The sequence below is a fragment of the Bradyrhizobium sp. USDA 376 genome (assembly GCF_054063675.1).
This window is the reverse complement of sequence record NZ_JBSSGN010000001.1, coordinates 3,390,707-3,414,090: the sequence shown is the minus strand read 5'-3', so window position 1 is coordinate 3,414,090 and position 23,384 is coordinate 3,390,707. Positions and strand designations below refer to the sequence as shown.

Below are 23,384 nucleotides of genomic sequence, written 5' to 3'. Positions count from 1 at the left end.
CGCACCTCGTTATACATCTGTATAACATCCGGCGCGCAGACGTTCAACAAATGTTTTACGGGTCGCCCACCGCCTCAGCCCATTGCCTCCAGCTCGTCGATCATCCCCGCGATGACCGAAAGACCGCCGTCCCAGAATTTGGGATCCTTGGCGTCCAGCCCGAACGGCCGTAGCAGCTCGGAATAATGCTTGGTTCCACCGGCAGCGAGCATGTCGAGATAGCGCTCGGCGAAGCCTTCGGCCGCGTTCTCATAGACGGCATAAAGCGAGTTCACGAGGCAATCGCCGAAGGCATAGGCGTAGACGTAGAACGGCGAATGGATGAAATGCGGGATGTACATCCAGTAGTTCTCGTAGCCCGCCTTGATCTCGATCGCGGGCCCCAGGCTCTCGCCCTGCACCGACAGCCAGATCTCGCCGAGCCGCGTCGCGGTGAGCTCGCCGTTCTTGCGCTCGGTGTGGACCGCGCGCTCGAAGGAATAGAACGCGATCTGCCGCACCACGGTGTTGATCATGTCCTCGACCTTGCCGGCAAGCAGCGCCTGGCGCTGCTTTGCGTTTTTGGTCTGGGCCAACAGCCGCTTGAAGGTGAGCATCTCACCGAACACGCTCGCGGTCTCCGCCAGCGTCAGCGGCGTCGGCGCCATCAGCGCGCCGTTCTTCGCGGCCAGCACCTGGTGCACGCCATGGCCGAGCTCATGGGCGAGCGTCATCACGTCGCGCGGCTTGCCCTGGTAGTTCATCAGCACGTAGGGGTGCGCCGACGGCGTGGTCGGATGCGAGAACGCGCCCGGCACCTTGCCCGGACGCACCGGCGCATCGATCCAGCGATCGGTGAAGAAGCGCTCGGCGATGTCGGCCATCTTGGGCGAGAAGCCGCGATAGGCCGTCAGCACCATGTTGCGCGCATCGGGCCAGCCGATGACGTCGGTCGCGGCAAAGGGCAGCGGCGCGTTGCGATCCCAATAGGCCAGACGCTTCTTGCCGAACCACTTCGCCTTCAGCGTGTAATAGCGATGCGACAGCTTTGGATAGGCGGCGCGGACCGAGGCGACCAGCGCATCCACCACCTCGCGCTCGACGCGGTTGTTCAGATGGCGGGAATCCGCGACGTCCTTGAAACCGCGCCAGCGGTCGGAGATATCCTTGTCCTTGGCGAGCGTGTTGGTGATCAGCGCGAAGGTGCGCTCATTGGCCTTGAAGGTCTTCGCCAGCGCCTCCGCTGCGCTCTTGCGCTTTAAGCCGTCACGGTCCTGCAACAAATTGAGCGTCGGCTCGATCGCGAGTTCCTTAACCCCGACCTTGAAGCGCAGGCTGGAGATGGTCTGGTCGAACAGGCGGTTGAAGGCGGAATAGCCGGTCTGCGCCTTCTCCAGGAAGAGCTGCTCGAGCTTGTCGTCGAGCTGGTACGGTTTCTCCTTGCGCAGATCCTCGATCCACGGACGGTAATATGCGAGCTCCGGGGCCTGCATCGCGCGGGTCAAAATATCGTCATCGACGCGGTTGAGCTCGAGCGCAAAGAACAGAAGATGCGTGGACGCCGCGGTCAGCCGTTCCGACACATCGCCGTAAAACTTTGAAATCTTGGGATCAACGCTGTCGCCGGCATGAACGAGACCGGCATAGGAGCCGAGGCGGCCGGCGAGATCGTCGATCGCCTCATAGCGTCGGACGGCTTCAGCGAGCCATTTTCCGCCATCTTCGTTTGCTGTCCCTGTCGCGAGCTTGCCCTTGTAGTCGGTCTCGAACGCGACGCAATCGGCATCCATCTTCTCGAGATCGCGCGCCACTTCCGGCGCATCGATCCCGGAATAGAGATCGGCGAGGTTCCACTCCGGAAGCCTGCCGGTCTTGCTCGCGGGCTTTGCGAGTGAAGTTTTGGAGGGCTTTGCCTTGGCGGCGGATTTCTTGGCGGCGGACGTCTTGGTGGCAGGCTTGCGGAGAGCGGGCTTTTTGAGAGCGGGCTTGGAGCGCGAATTCATTGTGTGGGAAACCTGTGTTCAACAAGCGCGACGGCGGGCGGGGGCATCAAGGTTTAAGAGTGCGTTAATCGGCTTCGGCCAGAGTGCCCCGATTCGAGACAGATAGTTGTAGCGTGCGGGGAACACCATGGCTGCCAGTATTTTGATCGCCGACGACGACGCTGTAGCCCGCCGGCTGGTCGAGAACATGGTGCAGAAATGCGGCTATGAAACGATCGTCGTGGAGTCCGGCGACGCCGCGATCGCCGCCCTCACCGCCCCCGACGCGCCTGCTATCGACGGCGTCATCCTCGATCTCGTTATGCCCGGCCTCGACGGCATGGGCGTGCTGGCGAAAATCCGCGAAGCGGGCCTCTCCGTCCCCGTCATCGTGCAGACCGCCCATGGCGGCATCGACAATGTGATCTCGGCAATGCGCGCAGGCGCCGCCGATTTCGTGGTCAAGCCGGTCGGCATGGAGCGACTCCAGGTCAGCTTGCGCAACGCGCTCAACACCTCCGCGCTCAAGGGCGAATTGCAGCGCATCCGTCACAGCCGCGAAGGACGGCTGACCTTCTCCGACATCATCACGCGCGCCGAGGCGATGGAGCCGGTGATGCGCGCGGCGCAGAAGGCGGCGAACTCGTCGATTCCCGTGCTGATCGAGGGCGAGTCCGGCGTCGGCAAGGAGATGTTCGCGCGCGCCATCCATGGCAGCGGCGAGCGCAAGGCAAAGCCCTTCGTCGCGGTCAATTGCGGCGCGATCCCCGACAACCTCGTCGAGTCCATCCTGTTCGGCCACGAGAAGGGTGCCTTCACCGGCGCCACCGAACGCCACACCGGCAAGTTCGTCGAGGCCCATGGCGGCACGCTGTTCCTGGACGAGGTCAGCGAGCTGCCGCTGACCGCGCAGGTCAAGCTGCTGCGCGCGCTCCAGGAAGGCGCGGTCGAGGCGGTCGGCGGCCGCAAACCCGTCAAGGTCGACGTCCGCATCGTCTCCGCGACCAACCGCAAGCTGCTGGAGCGGGTAAAGCAGGGCCACTTCCGGGAAGACCTGTTCTACCGTCTCCATGTGCTGCCGCTGACGATCCCCTCGCTCCGCGCCCGGCGTGAGGACATTCCGCATCTACTGCGGCACTTCCTCGCGCGCTTTGCCGCCGAGGAGAACCGTCCCATCACCGGCATCAGCGGCGAAGCCATGGCGCACCTCGCCCAGCTCGACTGGCCCGGCAACATCCGCCAGCTCGAGAACGCGGTCTACCGCGCGGTGGTGATGAGCGACGGCGACCAGCTCGGCCTCGCCGACTTCCCCATGCTCGCCGCGCAGCCGCATGCCGCAATGGACATCCCGACCGCACCGCTGATGCTGGAGCCGATCGCGGCGCCTTCGGTGGTATCGGGTAGCGAAATACCAATCGCACCGCTTCCCTTGGCGGGAAGCCTGTCGATGCTGACGCCGACCGGCGACGTCCGCCCGCTGGAGGACATGGAGAACGAGATCATCCGTTTTGCGATCTCGCACTATCGCGGACAGATGTCGGAAGTCGCCCGCCGCCTCAAAATCGGCCGGTCCACCCTCTACCGGAAACTCGACGAAGCCGGGGTTCCCGGCCATGGCGGGAAAAGCGGCGAGGAGACGCACTGAGCCTCATGCGAACGGGGGTTCGCGCGAGGCTGAGAAGCGACCGTAAGCCGTTCGCATGACGGCAAAATTCGACTGCGGCTTGAACCGTGACTTGGAAGTGACAGACAGAGGGAAAAGCGCGTGCCGCAAGCGCACAATCCGTTGCCAAGCGGCTCCCTTGAAGTCAGTTTGTCGTGAGTTGTCCCCGGTAGCGCTGGCTGCAAAATCGGGGCCTGTATATCGTCTGGCGTAGGGAATCGTTGCGTGCAGGCGTGCGACTTTCGAGAGGCCGGCGCGATTTAGCCGAAGCTCAATTAGGCGATAACGAAGCTGTTCCATGAGGGACAGTTCACCCGAGGGGTGTGACACAATGCGTGACTGTTTGAACCACCGTGCAGGCTTTGACCGTGTCTTGATGACGGTCGCGGCAACATTCCTCACGGTGTCGGCCGGCTCCGCGCTGGCGCAGGATCAAGCGCGCAGCAGCGCTGCCGAGCTCGCGATCGAAGCTGCGATCCCGCGCCCCGAGCCCGCCAACGTCCCACCCCCGACCGCTTCCGACATCAAGCCCGACACCACCGCCACGGTGCAGGATCCGGCGAAGGAAACTGCCAAGGAAACTACCAAGGAGCCGGTCAAGGCCGACGCCGCGCCCGCGCCCGACAAGGTCGAGACCAAGCCGTCCGACGTCGCCACCACGCCCGCGCCTGAGGCGCCGAAGAGCGAGACAGCGAAGACCGAGCCGGTAAAGACCGAACCCGCCAAGGCTGATACCCCCAAGGCCGACACCGCGACCGCCCCGTCGGCCGCGCCCGCAGCGCCTGCCACTGCAGCGGCTCCGGCCGCCGAGCCGGTCAAGGCCGCCAGCAACGTTCCCGCTCCCGATCAGCCCGTCGCCGACAAGCTCAAGGACATCATCGGCGCCAAGACCTCGCGCCATTTCGACCGCAAGAACGAGCGCGCGGCGATCGAGAAGTTCTACGGCGCGCGCGACTTCGCGCCGGTGTGGACGCAAGGCGGCAGCCTGACCGCTGCGGCCAAGGGCGTGATCGCACGGCTCAAGGATGCCGCCTCCGACGGTCTCAATGCCGCCGACTATCCGGTGCCGGATTTCGCCGCCGCCACGACCCCCGACGCGCTGGCCGACGCCGAGCTGAAGCTCACCGCCAGCATGTTCGACTATGCACGCCAGGCCCAGAGCGGCCGCATGCACTGGTCGCAGGTCAGCGGCGACATCCTCTATCCCGAGCATCCGGTCGATCCGAGCGAGGTGCTGACCAAGGTCACGACCGCGACAGATGCCTCCGCGGCGCTCGACAGCTACAACCCGCCGCACAAGCTCTACAAGGAGCTGAAGGCCAAGCTCGCGGAGCTCCGCGGCCAGGGCAGCGGCCCGGTGATCGAGATCGCCGATGGTCCGGCGCTGAAATACACCCCGGCCGGCAAGAAGCAGGCCGAGATCGTCGTGGACGATCCGCGCGTGCCGCAGCTGCGCGCCAAGCTCGGCATCGCCGAGAACGCCAGCGACACCCGCTATGACGCTGCGGTCGCCGAAGCCGTGCGCAAGTTCCAGAGCGGCGCCGAGATGAAGGCGACCGGCATCCTCGACGACAAGACGGTCAAGGCGCTCAACACCCCCAAGCGCGACAAGCAGATCGACACCGTGCTGGTGAACATGGAGCGCTGGCGCTGGCTGCCGCGCGACCTCGGCGTCCCCGCGCTGGGCGATGCCTATGTCATCCTGAATATTCCCGACTACACGCTGAAGGTGATGCAGCGCGGCCAGCAGATCTGGACCACCCGCGTCGTCACCGGCAAGCCGGGCCAGCACGCCACCCCGCTGTTGACCGAGACGATGAAGTACATCACGGTCAACCCGACCTGGAACGTGCCGCCGTCGATCGTCTACAACGAATATCTGCCGGCGCTTCAGCAGGACCCGACCGTACTCCAGCGCATGGGCCTCAAGCTCGAGCAGAACCGCGACGGCTCGGTGCACATCTCGCAGCCGCCGGGTGAAGCCAACGCGCTCGGCCGCATCCGCTTCAACTTCCCGAACAAGTTCCTGGTCTATCAGCACGACACGCCGGACAAGAACCTGTTCGCCCGGGAAGACCGCGCCTTCAGCCACGGCTGCATGCGCGTGCAGAACCCGGATCAGTACGCCTCCGTGCTGCTCAACATCGCCATGCCGAACGAGAAGTACACGCCCGAGCGCGTGCGCAGCATGTACGGCAAGAGCGAGATCGACCTGAAATTCCCGACGCCGATTCCGGTCAACATCACCTACCAGACCGCGTTCGTGGACGATGCCGGCAAGCTGCAATTCCGCAAGGACGTCTATGGCCGCGACGCGACCATGCTCAACATCCTGAAGAACGGCCGCGGCAAGGACCTCGAGAACATCGTCGCGCACTCGCAGCCGAGCTATTCGCGCCCGGCGACGACGCTGCCCTCGGGCGTTGCGGTGGCCAACAATGGCGGCGGCTTCGGCTCGTCGGGTCCGAACTTCTTCGAGCGGCTGTTCGGCGCTCCGACTCCGACCCCGCCGCCGGCTTCGGTCGGCCGCCGGCCGCAGCGGGTGTTCACCCGCTGAGGCCCGCCCGGCGCCTCACTTCCTGAAATTCTGCAATGAAATCAGCGCTCCCATCCCCAGGATGGGGGCGCTTAACGTTAACCATCCTCCGACCTGCCCTCAGGCAGCGGGCGTTTTTTTGCCACACTCAACCGTTTAGGTCCGTACACTGACTTGGTTTGGGGGCGGGAAGGTCAACCTCGAATTAACCTTCTTGCTTTAAGAAAGCGTTCACCCTCTTTCGCGCGCTTACGGGGTTGGCGGGAGAGTCCATTTGAACGCTCGTCGACTGGGTGGGCTCATACGTGCTGACTGGTCTTGCACGCCAATTTGCTGTGCTGTCGTTGTCCCATGCGGGAGTGAAGGCCGGATCCCGGATCGGCCTCGCTTCCGTATTGCTGCTGACTGCCGCCGGCTCAGTCCATAACGCCGCCGCGCTGAACGAGACCAAGACCCTTTCCTTCCACCACACCCATTCCGGCGAAGACCTCACCGTCACCTTCAAGCGTGACGGCCGCTATGACGAAGCCGCGCTGAAGCAGCTCAACCACTTCCTGCGCGACTGGCGCACCCAGGACGAGACGGTCATGGACCGTCGCCTCTTCGACATCCTCTGGGAAGTCTATCGCGACGTCGACGGCAAGCAGCCGATCCAGATCATCTCCTCCTACCGCTCCCCCGCCACCAACGCCATGCTCCGCCGCCGCTCCTCCGGCGTGGCGCGCTTCAGCCAGCACATGCTGGGCCATGCGATGGACTTCTACATTCCGGGCGTGCCACTGGAGCAGATCCGCTTCGCCGGCCTGCGCCTGCAGCGCGGCGGCGTCGGGTTCTACCCGACCTCGGGCTCGCCCTTCGTGCATCTGGACACCGGCAGCATCCGGCACTGGCCGCGCATGACGCATGACCAGCTCGCCCGCGTCTTCCCGGACGGAAAGACGGTGCACCTGCCGACCGACGGCACGCCGCTGAAGGGCTATGAGCTCGCCAAGGCCGAGATCGAGCGCCGCGGCAGCGGCGATGACGGCGCCAGCAAGCCGAACTTCTTCGCCGCCCTGTTCAAGAGCAAGTCGGCTCCGGCAGCGAGCAGCAGCGACGAGGATGACGAGGGCGCCCCGGCCCGGGCCGCGAAGTCGTCCGGGCCGACGGTGGTGGCCGCCGCAGCCAAGCCGGCCGATCCGGTGCCGACGCCGCGCGCCAAGCCGCAGATCGCAGCCACCCTCCAGCTCGCCTCGGCCGATGCACAGCTCGTTGCGCCTCCCAAGCCGAAGCCCGCGCCCGTGGCTGACAAGCCGGCGACCGGCAAGCCCGAGACCCCCGCGGACATCATCAACGCCCGCGGCTTCTGGGATGATGTCCCGGCCACGCCGCAGCAGGCGACGCCGGCGCAGGTTGCGGCGCTGAAGGCCCGCCAGGCGCTTGCCTCGGCGACCGATCCGCAACCAACCGCCAGCGTGTCCAGCGCAACGCTTCAGGCACTGGCCTACGCGCCTGCCGCCTCCCCGGTCGACCGCAACAATGTCGTCGCCGCCTCCGCGCCGATCCCGCGCTCCGCCCGTCCCGGCGCGCGCGGCGCTGCGGCCGCCACCGAGATCAACAGTGTGGTCGGCAAGAGCGTCGACGGCATGGTCGCGACCGCGACCCGCCTGTCCGCGGCCAAGAACGAGAGCATCTGGCTCAAGATCGTGATGCTGTCGCCGAGCGCCAGCCGTGCGATGTCGGTCACGCTGATGGGCGAGCTCGATACGGCGGCGCTACGCGGCTATTTCGTCAAGCCGCAGGCGGTGATCGCGATGGGCTTCACCGACGATCCGATGCCGGGCCTGTCCTGCGACAGTTTCTCGGGCTCGGCGACAGCCCGGCTCGAGACGACGTCCTTCGTCATGCGCACCGCCGCGCTGCGCTGACGTCTTCGGATATTCGCTGCCTCCAAAATCTCCGGTGTCGTCCTGGCGAATGCCCATGGGCGCTAAAATAGTTGCATTGCTTGATAGCGACGTTTTCGTCTTGGTGGTTCGTGTAGATGCCGTCCGAGCGTGGAGCGAAGTCTGCGCAGGCAAGCAATCGCGGGTTGGGGCATGATTGCTTGTCGGAGGGAGGCGACGAGTTGGCGGAGCAGACGCCAGGTCCCTGGACGGGTCAGGCGGCCTCGGCCAAGCGGGGAGAGTCCTCGAGTTCGTCGACGAGTGGCTCGAGCAGGAGAATGATCAGCAGATGAGCGAGGATGTGGGGCCTGGCGGACCGCTCGTCAGTTCCGGGAGGGCCCTTCAGGCCAATCAAACTCTTGAGCCGCTTGAAGCCGAGTTCAATGCGCCATCGCAGCCGATAGAGGGCAAGGACATCGCTCGTTGAGAAGTCCTCCGGTGCGAGCGAGGTCACCAGGATCACCCAATCTGCAGCGTCAAGTGTTTGCCTGGAGAGCTGGTGGGCCTCCCTTTTGGGCCGTTCGGCGCGCCTTGCGTCGTGCGACCGCGGCCGCTTGCGCCGGCTTCTTGACGGCAACCAGACGCAGAGCGAGCAGCGGTGCGCCAGACTTGCGTTTTATCCAGATCGGTCGATCGATCAGGCCACATGCCGAAGCCTTGCGCAGTTCGGCCGTCAGATCGACCAGACCACCTTTGGCATCAACCCAACGCGCGCTCTTCCAGCCGGACCGGATCACGAAGTCCGCGCCGGCATCGACGAGACGTGCCATGCGCTCCGGTTGCAGATAAGCGCGGTCGCCAAGACGGATTTCGCCGGCAATCACCGGTATCCGGTCCAGCGTCTCGCCCGCTCGCTGATCGGTCAGCTCGAAGTGACCAAAGCGCTCCTGCGGAAGATCGAACGCGCTGTGTATGCGCCACACCGCGTTCTTGTTCCTGCCGCTCGTCCCAGCCTTCGGGACCGTCGTGGCGTCAACAATGCGGATCAGGCGGCCGTGGCTCGCCTTCGGCGCACCGCTCGCCAGTGCTTGGCCTATCAACTTCGCCAGCCAATCTCCGCACTGACGCAACCGATACAACAGAGCCACGTTGGAGATATCGACAAGGCCCACCGACGTGGCCCATGCCGCCGTCAACCGCAGACCTCGCTCGCCAAGGCAATACGCCAGGATCAAGCGCAGCAAATCCACCGCATTGCTGATTTCCCGCGGGCGGACAAACGCCTTCGTCTCGCGCGCGCTAACGTTGAGCGCTTCGGCGCCGCCAAGCCGGGCGACAACACGCGCCCAGTCCTCGTTCACAAGCGATTCGTGTGCCATCCCAATTTGGAATCACAAGCCAATCCAATGCGCAAATCCTATTTTAGCGCCCATGGGCGAATGCCAGGACCCATACCGCGTGATCTCGGTGGAGCGCGCGATGGTAATACCGAACGACGAGTCTTCGCCCAACTGCTCCCTGGGGTAATGGGTCCTGGCTTTCGCCAGGACGACGGCGCTATTTTCGCGCCCGCCGATCCAGATGATAGGTCAGCGCCAGCGACAGACAGACCGTGAGCTCCCGCTTCGGCAATTTGCCCGCCACCGGCAGCAGCAACGCCCTGGTCTGCCGATACTCGAACTGATCCGGAAAGCGCTGGCGAAAGGTGTCGACCAGCGTCGTCCTGCAGTTGAACAGAATGGCGGCGTGATCGGAATCCTTCAGGCGGCCGAGCCTGATCGTTGAGCCGCTGCCGCTCGCTTCGGTGAGATAGGCGGGCTCGCCCCATTTCAGGGTTTCGCTGAGCCGACCGACCTCCTCATGCGCCGCGGCGGTCGCAAAGATCAGATCGCGCACCTGAAGGAGCCGCTTGCGCATCGGCGCCGGAAAGGCGTCGAAGGCCCGGCTCACCTCGCGCGGCAATATCGGCTCGATCACAGTCTCACTCTCGATGGATCGGCAATTGGTCCGCGCTGTACGCCAGATCAAGCCGGCAGGCCTGCCCGGAGAAGGCCTGCCTCATAGCGCTGACGATCTACGTCGCGCTTATAATGCTGGGTCGAAAGATGATTGGCCACTGAAAATGCCGGCTCACGCTTGAGCACTTCGGCGGCGTGCGCGCCAGCAGCCACGGCATTGCCCATCTGCGCGAAGATCCCGGCAAGAAACGCATGATGGGTGTGATCGGGGCGTGAGATCCTGGAGAGGGCTTCGGCGGCTTCGGCGTATTTCTCGGCACAGTAATAGGCGCGCCCGAGATGGCTCCAGAATCGTTCCGGATGATACGGGTTGAGCCGCATCGCCTTCTTGATCCAGTCGATGCCCTCTTCCGGCCTCCCCAGCCAAGTCAGCAGTTCGCCCTGCTGCACCACCACGAGGTCATAGTTCGGGTTGAGCGCGAGCGCGCGTTCCTGATGATAGGCGGCCTTGTCATGGTCGTCGCGGTTCAGATTGAGTGCCGCGAGGATACGATGGACGTCGCTGTCATTGTCGTCGAGGCCCAGCGCGGTTTCCAGCTCTGAAGCCACCTGCTCGAAGGTGGCGTCGCGATCCGCGCACCAGTTATAGACCCAGGTCTGGCCGAGGACGCACGCCTTCCACGCGTGCGCATGAGCATAGTTCGCGTCGAGTTCGAGCGCTCGCTCCAGCAGAAGTTGCGCCCGCGCATTGTCTTCGCGATTGGAGCGATGGTGCAAGACCTTCGCGGCCAGCACGCATTCATAGGCTGCCATGTTGTCCGTCGGCTTGCGGTTCGCCCGATCGTGCGTCGCCGCCTCGACACGGCCGGGCAACGTGGCGGCGATCGCCCGCGTCATCTCGTCCTGGATAGCGAAGATGTCCTTGAGCTCGCCGTCATAGCGCTCGGCCCAGATATGCCGATCCGTCTCCGCATCGATCAGCTGCACGGTGACGCGGACGCGATCCCCGGCCTTTCGCACGCTTCCCTCGATGACGTAATCGACCCCGAACTCGCGGCCGACATCCTGCACCTTGACCGACTTTCCCTTGTACACGAAGGTCGAGTTGCGCGAGATCACCAGCAGGTCGTGGAAGCGTGAAAGCTCCGTAATGATGTCCTCGGTCAAGCCGTCCGCAAAGAACTCCTGTTCCGGATCGCCGCTCATGTTGGCGAAGGGCAGCACGGCGATGGACGGCTTCTTCGACTTGCCGGTCGCCTTTGCAGCGGCCGTCGTGCCGGCTGGCGCGCTTGCCGGCGCATCCTCCAATCGAATCCGGTAGACGCGGATGGCGCGCGCGATGTTCTTGACGTTCTGCTCGCCGATGTCCTGGAATGCGACACCATCGAGACGCTCGCCCAGCTGGTCGCGCACCGCGCTGGAGATGCAGATGCCTCCAGGCTCGGCCAGTGCCTCCAACCGTGCCGCGACGTTGACACCGTCGCCGAAGATGTCGTTCTGATCGACGATCACGTCGCCCAGATTGATTCCGATGCGGAATTGTATCCATCGCGGCGGCGGGACATCGGCGTTGCGGCGCCCCATCCGGCTCTGAATTTCAGCAGCGCACAACACTGCGTCGACGACGCTATGGAATTCGACGAGCATGCCGTCGCCCGTCGTCTTGATGATGCGGCCGCGATTTTTGGCAATCGCCGGATCGATGAGCTCGATCCGGTGGGTCTTGAGGCGCGCGAGGGTGCCACCCTCGTCGACCTCCATCAGCCGACTAAAGCCGACCATGTCAGCCGCGAGGACCGCGGCGAGCCTGCGCTCTGGTCCAGGCACATCCATTGCTCGGTCCCTTCACCGAGCATTCTAGCAGACGAGCGGATTTTGCCCAAGCGCGGGCCCCCGCAAATTGCGGCCCGGCGAGGTACTCTTACGGGTGAGGCGCGGTCCTGTCGCCTTCAGAGCATCCCCAGCGCCTGCATGTAGGTCTCGAGGATGGTTTCGGCCTCGGCGCGCTCGTTCGGATCCTGCTTGCGCAGGCGCACGATGGTGCGCAGCGCCTTGACGTCGTAGCCGTTGCCCTTGCTCTCGGCATAGACGTCGCGGATGTCGTCGGAGATCGCCTTCTTCTCTTCCTCCAGCCGCTCGATGCGCTCGATGATGGATTTGAGCTGGTCCTTGGCAAATTTCGTCGCGGGCTCGTCGTCGCGGACGGCGGCGGAGGTGGCCATCTTGGTACTCCCAATGGAACTGGCAAAACGAGGTGACGCCGGCATCCTCACCGCGCGTGCTGGGTAGACCCTTAGGGTCGGCGCTCCCAGCGTTCAAGCAAGCATCGCGCTCGTCCACAGCGCGCCCACAGGAGATCACACGGTCATTCCGGGGCGCCCCAAGGGCGAACCCGGAATCTCGAGATTCTCGGGTGCGCGAGGGCGCACCCCAGTTCGATGCTTTGCATCGCCCCGGAATGACTGAACGAAATTGTTCAGTGCCCGTGGGGATGAACCTTCTTCATCGCCTCGATCTGCTCGGGCGTGGCCGTGCCCTGGTACTTCGCCTTCCAGGTCTCGTAGGGCATGCCGTAGACGGCCTCCCGGCTCTCGTCCTTGCTCAAGGCGACGCCCTGGGCGTCCGCGGCGTCCTTCAGCCAGTTGGACAGGCAGTTGCGGCAGAAGCCGGCCAGATTCATCAGGTCGATGTTCTGGACGTCCGTTCGGGTCCGCAAATGATCGACCAGGCGCCGGAAAGCGGCCGCCTCGAGCTCCGTTCTGGTTTTGTCGTCGATTGCCATACCTGAATTCCTTAAAGCTCCGGCCCCGATGGCGGTCACCCTTACGGGATCAGGTGGGGTCCTGTCACAGATTTTGCCATATCCCGGCGCAAACGGGCCAAGGCCCGGCCTTGGGGCAGTTCCCGGCCCTACGCCAAATCGTCAATGATCTGGTATAGCTTCCGCGACAATGACTGCCGAATCTCCCCGTTCCCCGCTTCGCCTGCTCGCCCGGTTGGTCCCGGTGCTGGCGGTCGCCCTGCTGTGCCTCTGGACCAGCCCGGCCTCCGCCGATTTCCGCCTCTGCAACAACACTTCGAGCCGGGTCGGCATCGCGCTCGGCTACAAGGATGCCGAGGGCTGGACCACCGAGGGCTGGTGGAACATCTCGTCCCGCTCCTGCGAGACGCTGCTGCGGGGCACGCTGGTCGCCCGCTACTACTACATCTACGCCATCGACTATGACCGCGGCGGCGAATGGTCGGGCCAGGCCTTCATGTGCTCGCGCGACAAGGAGTTCACCATCCGCGGCACCGAGGATTGCCTGGCACGCGGCTATGACCGCACCGGCTATTTCGAGGTCGATACCGGCGAGCAGCGCGCCTGGACGGTGCAGCTCACCGATGCCAACGAACAGCCGGCGCAGCAACGCGTGCCTGGCCTGCCCGGACCGGTTGGCCCGGGCGGCGTTCCGGGTTTGCCCAATAGCCCGCCCGGTGCTACGCCCCCGGGCTCGCCCGGCCTGCCACCCCCGTCTGGAAATAAGCCATGAGGCGTCTTCGCCGTATCAAGATTCTCGCGACCCTGGGACCTGCCTCTTCAGACCTCGCGATGATCCGCCGCCTGTTCGAGGCCGGCGCCGACCTGTTCCGCATCAACATGAGCCACACCCCGCATGACAAGATGCGGGAGCTGGTGGCGACGATCCGCAATGTCGAGAGCAGCTATGGCCGCCCGATCGGCATCCTGGTCGACCTCCAGGGCCCCAAGCTCCGGCTCGGCGCGTTCGCGGAAGGCTCAGTGCAGCTTCAGAACGGCCAGACCTTTACGCTCGATTCCGACAAGGCGCCGGGCGATGCCACCCGCGTCCACCTCCCGCATCCGGAGATCCTGGCCGCGCTCAGGCCCGGCCATGCGCTGCTGCTCGATGACGGCAAGGTGCGGCTGATCGCGGAGGAGACCTCCAAGGAGCACGCGGTGACGCGTGTCGTGGTCGGCGGCAAGATGAGCGACCGCAAGGGCGTCAGCCTGCCCGACACCGACCTGCCGGTCTCGGCGATGACGTCCAAGGACCGCGCCGACCTCGAGGCGGCCCTGGTCACCGGCGTCGACTGGATCGCGCTGTCCTTCGTGCAGCGCGCCGACGACGTGATCGAGGCCAAGAAGATGATCCGCGGCCGCGCCGCCGTTATGGCCAAGATCGAGAAGCCGCAGGCGATCGACCGCCTCGCCGACATCATCGAGGCCTCCGATGCGCTGATGGTGGCGCGCGGCGACCTCGGCGTCGAGCTGCCGCTGGAGCGCGTGCCGAGCCTGCAGAAGCAGATGACGCGGATGGCGCGCCGCGCCGGCAAGCCGGTGGTGATCGCGACCCAGATGCTGGAATCGATGATCCAGTCGCCGGTGCCGACCCGCGCCGAAGTCTCCGACGTCGCCACCGCCGTCTATGAAGGCGCCGACGCCATCATGCTGTCGGCGGAATCGGCGGCCGGCAAGTTCCCGGTCGAGGCGGTCTCGACCATGAATCGCATCGGCGAAGAGGTCGAGCGCGACCCGATCTATCGCTCGGTCCTCACCGCGCAGCGCCCTGCGCCGGAATCCACCGCTGGCGATGCCATCGCGGACGCCGCACGGCAGATCGCCGAGACGCTCGACCTGCCCGCCCTGATCTGCTGGACCAGCTCGGGCTCGACCGCGATACGCGTGGCGCGCGAGCGGCCGAAGCCGCCGATCGTGGCGATCACGCCGAACATCACCGCCGGCCGCCGGCTCGCCGTCGCCTGGGGCGTGCATTGCGTGGTGGCGGAAGACGCGCGCGACCAGGACGACATGGTGAGCCGCGCCGGCCAGATCGCCTTCCGGGACGGTTTCGTTCGCGCCGGCCAGCGCGTGATCATCGTCGCCGGCGTGCCGCTCGGCATCCCCGGCACCACCAACATGGTGCGCATCGCCTCGGTCGGCCCCGAGGGCGACGCCAACATCTAGGCCTCGCCAGCGCGGCCAAACAAAAGAGTCGGAAAACAACCCCATGCACAGTAGCCGGCCGGCCCGGCTGATATGCTGGGGTTTCACGAAAAGGCGCGCTCAGGCAATGACCTGAGCGCGATCAGGGCGCCACCCCGGTTGCGGCGCGATTTTACGCCCCGACCAGCGCCTTCGTCGTCGGCAGCAGCGTCTGCTGGACCACGAGACCGCGGGCGCGGGCGTCCATGACGCCGACGGCGCGCAGCGCCAGCAGCGTCACGGTCTGCACCGCATCGCGCATCTTGACGGGATCTTCGAGATTGTCGGGCGCGAGCGGGCCGACGAGAGCCTCATGCAGCGCCCCGAGCAGCGCGGTGGCCGCAAGGGCGGTGTCCTGCGCCGGCAAATGACCGGCACGCACGGCCGCGTCGATCCTTGCGGCAATCTCGCCGGCGATCTCGCGCCGGCTGGCGAGGCGCGAGGCGCTGACATCGACATCAACAGGCTCGGCCAGAATGCCCCAGGCCAGCCGCCGCTGCGACAGGGTATGGACCGCCACCGTGGTAACCGCGGCGGCCAGCGCCGAGGACGGCCCCGGCGCGGCGTCGGCCGCCCGGCGGATCGCCGCGAGCTCGTCACGGGAGACCTCGGCGATCAATTCGGAGATCAGCTCGGCCTTGGAGGGAAAATAGCGGTAGACCGTGCCGGCCGCGACATTGGCCCGGACCGCGACCGGCGCGATCTGCACCGCCGCCATCCCGCCTTCCGCCGCCGCCTCCCGCGCCGCCGCCAGTATCGCACTGCGCCGGGCCGCAAGGCGCTTAACCACTTGATGCGTCCGCCGATAAACCATGGCGCGCTTCCTGTCCCACACACGCCGTCCGCACACCCCGCGGCCGAACGCTTCGTCACGCAATTTGCTGCAAATCGCCCCGCAAGGACTGAACAACTATTCAGGGAGGATGACAAGATGCATTTGCGTAAAGCGTCACGCCAAAGCCGCAGGCGACAGATGCGCAAAGTGCGAGAGCCGGTTGATAAACGGCTAACCACGATTGTTACCGTCATCTTAAAGCAGGTCCGCGACCTTACCGCCGACTGCGATCCTAACGCGCGATGAGATTTGGATGAATCGTCATCGCGCTCCAGGTTGTTGTTTACGCATGATCTTTTCGGAAAACCGCTTCGCACTTTTCCGGATCATGCTTTAGCTCGGTGCAGCATGCTCGATTCGGACGCCCGAACCGCCTGGCGGCTCTTCCACCTGAACTGGCTTCCCATCATTGCCATGGGCAGCCTGCTGGCGCTTGGCCTCCCCGCGACCGGTCTGAGCCTCGAGCCCGTGGCCTACAGCATCACGGTGGCAATCGCGGCCATCCTGGTCGGCGTCGCCTGCGGTCACCGGATCGCCAAGGGCGAGCATGCCGATCCGAAGCTGGTGTTCTCGCTCGGCACGATCGGACAGGTCATTCTCACCTGCGCCATCGTCGGACCGTTGAGCTATGTCGCCGGCAAGCTGAACTGGCCGCTCCAGGACGACGCGCTGCTTGCGATCGACCGCGCGCTCGGCCTCGATCCCGAACCGATCGCGCGCTACATCAACGATCATCCCTGGCTGGCAGACGTCCTCGCCCGCGGCTATGGACTGATCAAATGGCCGCTGCTCGGCGTTCCGGTCGTGCTGACGCTGACGGCGCGCCATGTGCGGCTGCAGGTGTTCATGCTCGCGATGAGCTTCGCGCTCGCGGTCACCATCGCGATCTCCGCAATGGTGCCGGCGATCGGCACCTATTACGGGCTGCAATTGCCGGCCGCGCATTTCCCCGAGATCAACACCACGGTCTATGCCGGGCAGTTGCGAGACATCCTCGCGCTGCGCGACGGCAGCCTGCACGAGCTGCGGCTGTTCTTCCTCTCCGGCATCGTCTCGTTTCCGAGCTTTCACGCCGCATCCGCCGTGCTCTACATGTGGGCGCTGTGGCCGGTGCGCGGCATCGGCGGCATCGCGGCCGCGCTCAACCTGTTGATGATCGCGGCGACGCCGGCGATCGGCGCGCATTATCTCATCGACGTCGCCGGCGGCATCGCCCTCGCCGCAGCCTCGATCTGGGTGACGAAGTTCTGTGTTGAACGGCTCGGCCGTACGGCGCCCGTGTCCGCCGCGCCTGCGCTACCGCCGGTCTGGCAGCCCAGCCTCGCGGAATAGCAGGGCACTCGTCGCCGTCACAAGCACGCTGCCGTAGGGTGGGCAAAGGCGCACAGCGCCGTGCCCACCATTTTTCCGCAACGGCCATAGAAGTTGTGACTACGTTGACGCTTCCTCGTCATTGCGAGCGCAGCGAAGCAATCCAGAGTCTCTCCGCGGAGGCAGTCTGGATTGCTTCGCTGCGCTCGCAATGACGTTGGGGGTGCACTGTGCCACGTGCTCATGATGGTGGGCACGCTACGCTTTGCCCACCCTACGGGGGCTTCGAGCTCGGCGGCACTTTGCCTATCCTACGATCGCTAGCTTCAATTCCGTCATCCTGAGGTGCGAGCCATGGGGCGCAACGCGTCCCATGGAGAGCCTCGAAGGATGAACGGCCCCGATGCAGCCGGGCCGTCGCCCTTCGAGGCTTGTCCCGCGGCGCGCCGCGGGACGCGCACCTCAGGGTGACGGATCAAAAGAAAAGAGCCTCGTCGAAGACGAGGCTCTCGGAATTCCCAGGTCGTTCGGCCTTACTTGAGGCTGGACGAGATCGAGCCGAACTTGGTGTTCAGCGTGCTGCCGAGGTTGTTGACGACGGTGATGATCGCGAGCGCGATGCCGGCGGCGATCAGGCCGTATTCGATCGCGGTGGCGCCGGATTCATCCTTCACGAAACGCGCAACGAGGTTCTTCATAGAGTGCTCCCAAAAGTACACAAGGCTACAACTGGTCCGGTCTCTTCGGCTTCCCAGCGCCGCCCGACCATGGAACCGAGCCTAGGGACAAAGAATTGCGCCGCAGTTAATTCGACTGCGGAAACAAACTGCGGTTTGCGAGTATTCGCCGATGGTAAATCGAATTTGAAAACAATCCGTTAAATTGTAACGACGTCACATCCTCGCAGCGCCGGTTTACCCGAAGTTATGACCGCCGTGGTCCAATGCCGCTCGCCAATCCGACAAGAACAAACAGGACGACGAGGCGGCATGTCCCTTTCCTTTGCCAACAGCATCGCAGTACAGAACCGCGCGCGAGCGCTGGTGCCGCTCTGCGTCGGAGCGGGCGCCTATCTCTTCTTTCTCTGTGTCGGCGATACGCTGCTTCAGGACTCCGACTCGTTCTGGCAGATCAAGATCGGGCAATGGATTCTCGACCACCACGCCTTGCCCTACACCGACTTCTATTCCTTCACGCGGCCCGGGACGCCCTGGGTTTCGACCTCATGGTTGTCGCAGGTCGCGTTCGCGCTCTCCTATGCGCAATGGGGCTGGGCCGGCCCGGTGTTCCTCACTGCGGTCGCGGTCGCATTGTCGGCGGCGATCCTCGTCTATCTGCTCGACGCGCATCTGGAGATGCCGCGCTCGGTGCTGTTCGCGATGCTCGCGGTCGTGCTGTCGCTGCATCACATCCTGGCGCGGCCGCACATGCTGGCGCTGCCGGTGATGATCGCATGGGTCGGCATGCTGATGGCGGCAGCCGATCGCAAGGGCACGCCGTCATGGTATTGGCTGCCGCTGATGTCGCTGTGGGCGAACCTGCATGGCGGCTTCGTGCTGGGTCTCGCCCTGATCGGCCCGATGTCGTTCGTGGCGCTCTGGGGCCTTGAGTCGAATAAGCAGGTCCGGCTGCTGCTGCGCTGGTTCCTGTTCGGTGTTGCCGCACTGGCCGCGAGCTGCGTCACGCCCTATGGCTGGCGCACGCTGCTGGGGGCGACCAACATCCTCAATCTCGGCGAGCTGTTGACGATCATTTCCGAATGGTCGCCGGCGAACTTCGCATCCTTCACCGCGTTCGAAGGCGCGCTGCTCGGCCTGATCGCGCTCGGGCTCTATCGCGGCCTGACGCTGTCGCCGCCGCGCATCCTGCTGATCCTGCTGCTGACCTGGATGGCGCTCAGCCATGTCCGGAGCATCGAGGCCTTTGCCTTCCTGGTGCCGCTGGTGCTGGCCAAGCCGCTCAGCGAAAAATCGCCGCGGCAGCAACCCGATGCACAAACGGGCGAGAGCTGGCCCGCCCGCTACGTGACTGCAACGGGCGCGCTGATGATCGTGGCAGCAGCCTGGACCTCGACCTCGATCTTCATGTCGCATCACCGCTTCAAATTCACGATGGACCAGACGCCGGTCGCGGCCACCGACCTGCTCGAGAAGCGCGGGGCGCAGCGCATCTTCAACGCCTACAGATTCGGCGGCTATCTGATCGCGCGCGACATCCCGGTCTTCGTCGACGGCCGCGCCGAGCTCTATGGCGAGAGATTCGTGATGGACTTCTTCAAGGCGACAGAGGGCAAGAAGCCCGAGCTGCTTCCCCGCCTGCTCGACGAGTACAAGATCGACGCGACGCTATTGGTCGCCGATGCGCCGGGCCCCCAGATCCTCGATCACCTGAAGGGCTGGAAGCGGATCTATGCGGACGATATCGCGGTGATCCACGTGCGCGAGGACGCCACGGCGCGCTCACCATGACGATCGGGTTAGATCACCCGGGAGATCGCTCTGTCGCCGACGAAGCGTCCTTCGCAGTCGGCTCGCTCGCGTCCGCGGAAAACACGCAGAGCCGTTTCGTTCGATAGAGCGTGCCGCCGCTCCGCGCTTCCGGGCTCTCGCAAATATCGATGACATAGCCGATGCCGTTGCGCGACGCATAGGCCAGTCGCTCGTCCAGCGAATTCAGGCTGTCGACATCCATCAGCCTGCTTCGCCATGTCTGGTAATAGGACGGCATCCACATCGCGGTTCCGCCGCGCTTGTGATCGATCCAGACGCGACGGTGCGAGACGTATTCAAATACGCTGGCGCGATCGAGCGCCATGTCGGCGGTGCTCACCTCCGCGCGACCGTCAATTCCCGGCCTTCGTGGGGTGAGGAACATAGCGTTCAAGGGCGTGTTGCTGCGCGCCCATGCGCCGACCGCGCCCCACTCCTCGATTGCCTCGTTGCAGATCCGGTTGAAGTTCAGACTGGAACGGATCGCGAGCGGGTAAGCGAGGAAGACAGTCGCGGCGAGCACCAGATGGCCCATGGTGCGCTGATAGGATGAGACCGATCCCGATCCTGTCGTTCGAAGAACATACATCAAGACGGCGATGACGAAGGCAAGGCCCGCCCAGCCGTCGAAGCTCAGGAACAGCACGATGAGACAGGCGGGAAGGAAAGTCGCCTCCCTGTCTCGTCGCAACCACTTCGTCGCCAAGGCCGCGATCGCAAGGGCGGCCAGAAGATGTATGACAGTGCTCGATCGCAGGAAATGAAGGTTGAGGATGAACGGCGATCCCGTGGCGAAGGGAACGACGATGCCGATCAGATAGACCAGGATTGCGCCCGCATAGGCCACCCGCAATTCCGCGGCGGCCTGCCTCAGGAAGAATAGCGCGAGCGCTCCGACGACGGTGACGCCGAGGAGCCCCACAAGATCGCCTGCCGACGTCGAGTCGATCAGCACGTGACCGGGGAAGTACTGACGGAGGAAGTCGGCATAGTCGAAGCCGAACGGACGACCGAACTCCGGATTTGCCAGGAACCCGTGAAGCACCGCGAACGCAAGCGGCAGGCACAGGACGAGACCGATCAGCACGCGCAAAGAGATCTCACCGAATGTCGCCTTGCGCTGCGACAGGAAGTGTATCCCGATCAGCGCCAACGGCAGCACGAGCCAGACTGCAAAGAAGGCGTTGATGAAGAACGTGATCCCGAGGGCAACCGCCGCCGCGGTGAAGCGGCCCCGGGCGGCAAAGTAGATCGCCAGCAGGGCCACACCATTCGCCATCTCGGAATGGGTGAAGGTGTTGATGAAGAGGCCGCCGGAGCCGGCGTAGCTGTAGCCGTCAAGGAAGGCGACGAAGCAGAGGATCAGGCTGAAGACGATCCTGTCGCGCTGTTCCGTTACGCCCAGCAGCGAAGCACAGCATAGAAATCCGACAAAGCTGAGCAGCCGGGACAGGAAGAACAGAATGAGGAACAGCAACGGAACGTTGTCAAAATATCGTTCGACGCCACTCAGGATCAGCCAGACACCGGACGCAAAATAGCGCAGCGACTGGATGAACCGGTCGTCTGCGTATTGCGGCTCATTGTAGAGACCGGCAACGATCGGCAGATGGTAGAGGTTGTTGGTGAGACCGAGGACGAAACCCGTCCGCAATACCGACAGCGCCGACGCGAAGACGGCGACCGAAAATATCTCGACCCAGAAATTCGAGGCGCCGACCGCGCGATGGCGGCCGATCATGTCGGAGGTGACGTTGACGTCTGCCATTCGAGTGCTGGTGAAAGCGACCGCTGCGGATCAGCCTCGGTTGAGCGCCGTGCCTTCTATCCGTCCTGAAAGCGCCCGCCCGGCTCGCTTGCGCGGAGCGATGAAGACGGACAGCAGCAGAGCTAAACCACAAACGCTAATGGCGGATGAATCGACGTTCCGGAATTGGCACACCGGCTGATGGTAAATGCCGGACTAAGGCGCGCGACACGATCGCGCCGGTTCGGGACAGCGATCGTAGGGTGGGCAAAGCGCAAGCGTGCCCACCACGTCTCTCGCGACTGCCGAGAGATGGTGGGCACGGCGCAAGAGCGCCTTTGCCCACCCTACGTCTGGCTATCCGGATCGGCGATTTGCGGCTTTGCATTACCTGCAGGGATGGCGGCTGCCGTCGAAGCCCAGGTAGGTGCCCGTTGCCGGGTCGAAGGAACGATAGCGCTCGGCGCAAGACCGCGAGCCATCCGCGCGAGCCACGACGTTGTCCACGCCCTGCGCAGGAGCTGCACCGTCCGGCAATTCGAGGCCGATCCGGCCTGCCGGCGTGAGCGTGCCATTCAGATTGCGATTGGGGTTCTCGGCCTCGTACGTATCCGGATGGCTGCTTGCAAAGCCGGATTGCGCGGAAGCGGTGGTTGCGGTCAGGGCCGACAACAAAGCCACGGCAGCGAAAGTCTTGAATCCAGTCATGGTCGATCTCCATCATGGGCCGGTGCATCGTGCGGCCGGTGCGGCAGGAAGTGGATCGACATGGTGTGCCGGACAAGCCCGACGCGCCAGATACGCGCGGCCGGACGCAATCTCGCCGTTCAAATACAGAAAGAGTCGTTTGTTTGCAGAACGCGACGATGATCCATCTCCGCGAGGCAGCGCGCTCTGCCGTCTTCACGTCTCGGTGCTACACCGCCTCGAGACTGACGCGCCGGCGTCGCAATGCGCTAATATCCGACGATCGAACAGGGAGGCGCACATGATGTTTCGCAATCTCTTCGCCGCGCTTCTCGTCGCGGTCTCGATCGTGAATGCGCATGCGGCGCCGCGATGGCTGAACCTGCCGCCGACACCGACCTTGCCCAAGGCGGCGCAGAGCGGCCTTGCGCCGGTCAACGGCATCAAGGTCTGGTACGCCGTGTACGGCCGGGGTGAGCCCGTGCTGTTGCTGCATGGCGGTCTCGCCAACGCCAATTACTGGGGCCACCAGGTCCGCGCACTGCAACGGCATTATCAGGTCATCGTCATGGAGAGTCGCGGACACGGGCGCAGCAGCCGCAATCAGGAGCCCTATGGCTACGATCTGATGGCCTCGGACGTGATCGGACTGCTCGATCACTTAGAGATCAAGAAGGCGGCGATCGTGGGCTGGAGCGACGGCGCGATCATCGGCCTCGACATCGCCATGAAGCATCCGGAGCGGGTGAGCAGGCTGTTCGCCTTCGCGGCGAACTCGGACCCGTCGGGCGTTGCCGACATCGCCTCAAGCGAGGTCTTCAACGCCTACATCGCGCGGGCGGGCGAAGAGTACAAGCGCCTCTCGCCGACGCCGACGCAGTACAAGGGCTTCGTCGACGAGATCACCAAGATGTGGGAGAGCCAGCCGAAATGGACGGCTTCGGACCTCGCGGCGATCAAGGTGCCGACCTGGATCGTGGATGGCGACCACGACGAGGCGATCAAGCGCGAGAACACCGAGTTCATGGCGGCGAACATTCCGGGAGCCGGCCTCTTGATCCAGCCGGAGGTCAGCCACTTCTCGTTCCTGCAGGATCCGGCGCAGTTCAACGACGATGTGCTGCGTTTTCTGGAGCGGCGCGATACGCCGAAGGCTGCGGCGAAGTGAGATATCGTAGGGTGGGCAAAGCGACAGCGTGCCCACCATTTCGACCGTGCGTTCCGACAGATGGTGGGCACGGCGCAAGCGCGCCTTTGCCCACCCTACGAGGCCTGTGCCGGGTCGTTAGAGCGGAGCTGCATCAACGTCGTCATTGCGGGGGCTCCATCTATCACCGTCACCCTGAGG

Annotated in this window: 19 protein-coding genes; 8 read left to right on the top strand and 11 right to left on the bottom strand. The window is 64.5% G+C overall.

Features of this window, described 5'->3' with window-relative positions; all coding sequences use genetic code 11:
• Positions 1 to 74: 74 nt before the first annotated feature.
• Positions 75 to 1,982 (bottom strand): M3 family oligoendopeptidase, encoded by a 1,908-nt coding sequence (locus ACVJ19_RS15925; RefSeq protein WP_453950012.1) that lies wholly within the window; start codon positions 1,980 to 1,982, stop codon positions 75 to 77.
• 127 nt (positions 1,983 to 2,109) lie between these two features.
• Between ACVJ19_RS15925 and ACVJ19_RS15920 the strand changes: the two genes are divergently transcribed.
• The 3 genes from ACVJ19_RS15920 (at position 2,110) to ACVJ19_RS15910 (ending at position 8,067) form a co-directional block, all read left to right on the top strand.
• Entirely contained in the window at positions 2,110 to 3,606 is a 1,497-nt protein-coding gene (locus ACVJ19_RS15920) for a sigma-54-dependent transcriptional regulator (protein WP_453950011.1), read from the top strand.
• A 349-nt stretch (positions 3,607 to 3,955) separates the two neighbouring features.
• Positions 3,956 to 6,181 (top strand): L,D-transpeptidase scaffold domain-containing protein, encoded by a 2,226-nt coding sequence (locus ACVJ19_RS15915; protein WP_453950010.1) that lies wholly within the window; start codon positions 3,956 to 3,958, stop codon positions 6,179 to 6,181.
• Between the two features lie 272 nt (positions 6,182 to 6,453).
• Positions 6,454 to 8,067, top strand: a complete 1,614-nt coding sequence (locus ACVJ19_RS15910) for a DUF882 domain-containing protein (RefSeq protein ID WP_453950009.1) — start codon at positions 6,454 to 6,456, stop codon at positions 8,065 to 8,067.
• 232 nt (positions 8,068 to 8,299) lie between these two features.
• Here ACVJ19_RS15910 and ACVJ19_RS15905 read toward each other — a convergent pair whose 3' ends face one another.
• The 6 genes from ACVJ19_RS15905 to ACVJ19_RS15880 form a co-directional block, all read right to left on the bottom strand.
• Positions 8,300 to 8,662: a transposase gene (locus tag ACVJ19_RS15905; RefSeq protein ID WP_456739396.1), complete on the bottom strand. Its 363-nt coding sequence runs from the start codon at positions 8,660 to 8,662 to the stop codon at positions 8,300 to 8,302.
• Positions 8,562 to 9,404, bottom strand: a complete 843-nt coding sequence (locus ACVJ19_RS15900) for a transposase (protein ID WP_456739395.1) — start codon at positions 9,402 to 9,404, stop codon at positions 8,562 to 8,564. Before ACVJ19_RS15900 ends, ACVJ19_RS15905 begins: the two co-directional genes overlap by 101 nt.
• Positions 9,405 to 9,582: 178 nt before the next feature.
• Positions 9,583 to 10,002, bottom strand: coding sequence for a DUF1801 domain-containing protein (locus ACVJ19_RS15895; protein ID WP_453950008.1), 420 nt, complete (start codon positions 10,000 to 10,002; stop codon positions 9,583 to 9,585).
• A 47-nt stretch (positions 10,003 to 10,049) separates the two neighbouring features.
• Entirely contained in the window at positions 10,050 to 11,816 is a 1,767-nt protein-coding gene (locus ACVJ19_RS15890) for an adenylate/guanylate cyclase domain-containing protein (protein ID WP_453950007.1), read from the bottom strand.
• Positions 11,817 to 11,932: 116 nt separating this feature from the next.
• The gene (locus tag ACVJ19_RS15885; protein ID WP_018641571.1) at positions 11,933 to 12,205 is read right to left on the bottom strand and encodes a DUF2312 domain-containing protein; all 273 of its coding nucleotides are present in this window, start codon (positions 12,203 to 12,205) and stop codon (positions 11,933 to 11,935) included.
• A gap of 254 nt (positions 12,206 to 12,459) precedes the next feature.
• Complete coding sequence (locus tag ACVJ19_RS15880) at positions 12,460 to 12,765, bottom strand: DUF1244 domain-containing protein (RefSeq protein ID WP_453950006.1); 306 nt, start codon at positions 12,763 to 12,765, stop codon at positions 12,460 to 12,462.
• 169 nt (positions 12,766 to 12,934) lie between these two features.
• Here ACVJ19_RS15880 and ACVJ19_RS15875 point away from each other — a divergent pair, with 169 nt between their 5' ends.
• Positions 12,935 to 13,516, top strand: coding sequence for a DUF1036 domain-containing protein (locus ACVJ19_RS15875; RefSeq protein WP_453950005.1), 582 nt, complete (start codon positions 12,935 to 12,937; stop codon positions 13,514 to 13,516).
• Positions 13,513 to 14,949, top strand: coding sequence for a pyruvate kinase (gene pyk / locus ACVJ19_RS15870; RefSeq protein ID WP_453950004.1), 1,437 nt, complete (start codon positions 13,513 to 13,515; stop codon positions 14,947 to 14,949). The genes ACVJ19_RS15875 and pyk overlap by 4 nt, the downstream gene beginning before the upstream one ends.
• 151 nt (positions 14,950 to 15,100) lie before the next feature.
• On the opposite strand, the gene ACVJ19_RS15865 is transcribed toward pyk, so the two are convergent.
• Positions 15,101 to 15,781 (bottom strand): TetR/AcrR family transcriptional regulator, encoded by a 681-nt coding sequence (locus tag ACVJ19_RS15865; protein WP_026311776.1) that lies wholly within the window; start codon positions 15,779 to 15,781, stop codon positions 15,101 to 15,103.
• A 369-nt stretch (positions 15,782 to 16,150) separates the two neighbouring features.
• Here ACVJ19_RS15865 and ACVJ19_RS15860 point away from each other — a divergent pair, with 369 nt between their 5' ends.
• Positions 16,151 to 17,134 carry a phosphatase PAP2 family protein gene (locus ACVJ19_RS15860; protein WP_453950003.1) on the top strand — a complete coding sequence of 328 codons (984 nt, stop codon included), beginning with the start codon at positions 16,151 to 16,153 and terminating at the stop codon, positions 17,132 to 17,134.
• Between the two features lie 512 nt (positions 17,135 to 17,646).
• Here ACVJ19_RS15860 and ACVJ19_RS15855 read toward each other — a convergent pair.
• Positions 17,647 to 17,811: a Flp family type IVb pilin gene (locus ACVJ19_RS15855; protein WP_018641576.1), complete on the bottom strand. Its 165-nt coding sequence runs from the start codon at positions 17,809 to 17,811 to the stop codon at positions 17,647 to 17,649.
• Between the two features lie 291 nt (positions 17,812 to 18,102).
• Here ACVJ19_RS15855 and ACVJ19_RS15850 point away from each other — a divergent pair, with 291 nt between their 5' ends.
• Positions 18,103 to 19,581, top strand: coding sequence for a hypothetical protein (locus tag ACVJ19_RS15850; protein WP_453950002.1), 1,479 nt, complete (start codon positions 18,103 to 18,105; stop codon positions 19,579 to 19,581).
• 13 nt (positions 19,582 to 19,594) lie between these two features.
• Here ACVJ19_RS15850 and ACVJ19_RS15845 read toward each other — a convergent pair whose 3' ends face one another.
• Together ACVJ19_RS15845 and ACVJ19_RS15840 are read right to left on the bottom strand one after the other, a co-directional pair.
• A complete protein-coding gene (locus tag ACVJ19_RS15845; RefSeq protein WP_453950001.1) occupies positions 19,595 to 21,370 on the bottom strand; it encodes a hypothetical protein in 1,776 nt (591 codons plus the stop codon).
• A gap of 366 nt (positions 21,371 to 21,736) precedes the next feature.
• Positions 21,737 to 22,057 carry a BA14K family protein gene (locus tag ACVJ19_RS15840; protein ID WP_453950000.1) on the bottom strand — a complete coding sequence of 107 codons (321 nt, stop codon included), beginning with the start codon at positions 22,055 to 22,057 and terminating at the stop codon, positions 21,737 to 21,739.
• Between the two features lie 280 nt (positions 22,058 to 22,337).
• Between ACVJ19_RS15840 and ACVJ19_RS15835 the strand changes: the two genes are divergently transcribed.
• Entirely contained in the window at positions 22,338 to 23,204 is an 867-nt protein-coding gene (locus tag ACVJ19_RS15835; protein WP_453949999.1) for an alpha/beta fold hydrolase, read from the top strand.
• Positions 23,205 to 23,384 lie beyond the last annotated feature (180 nt).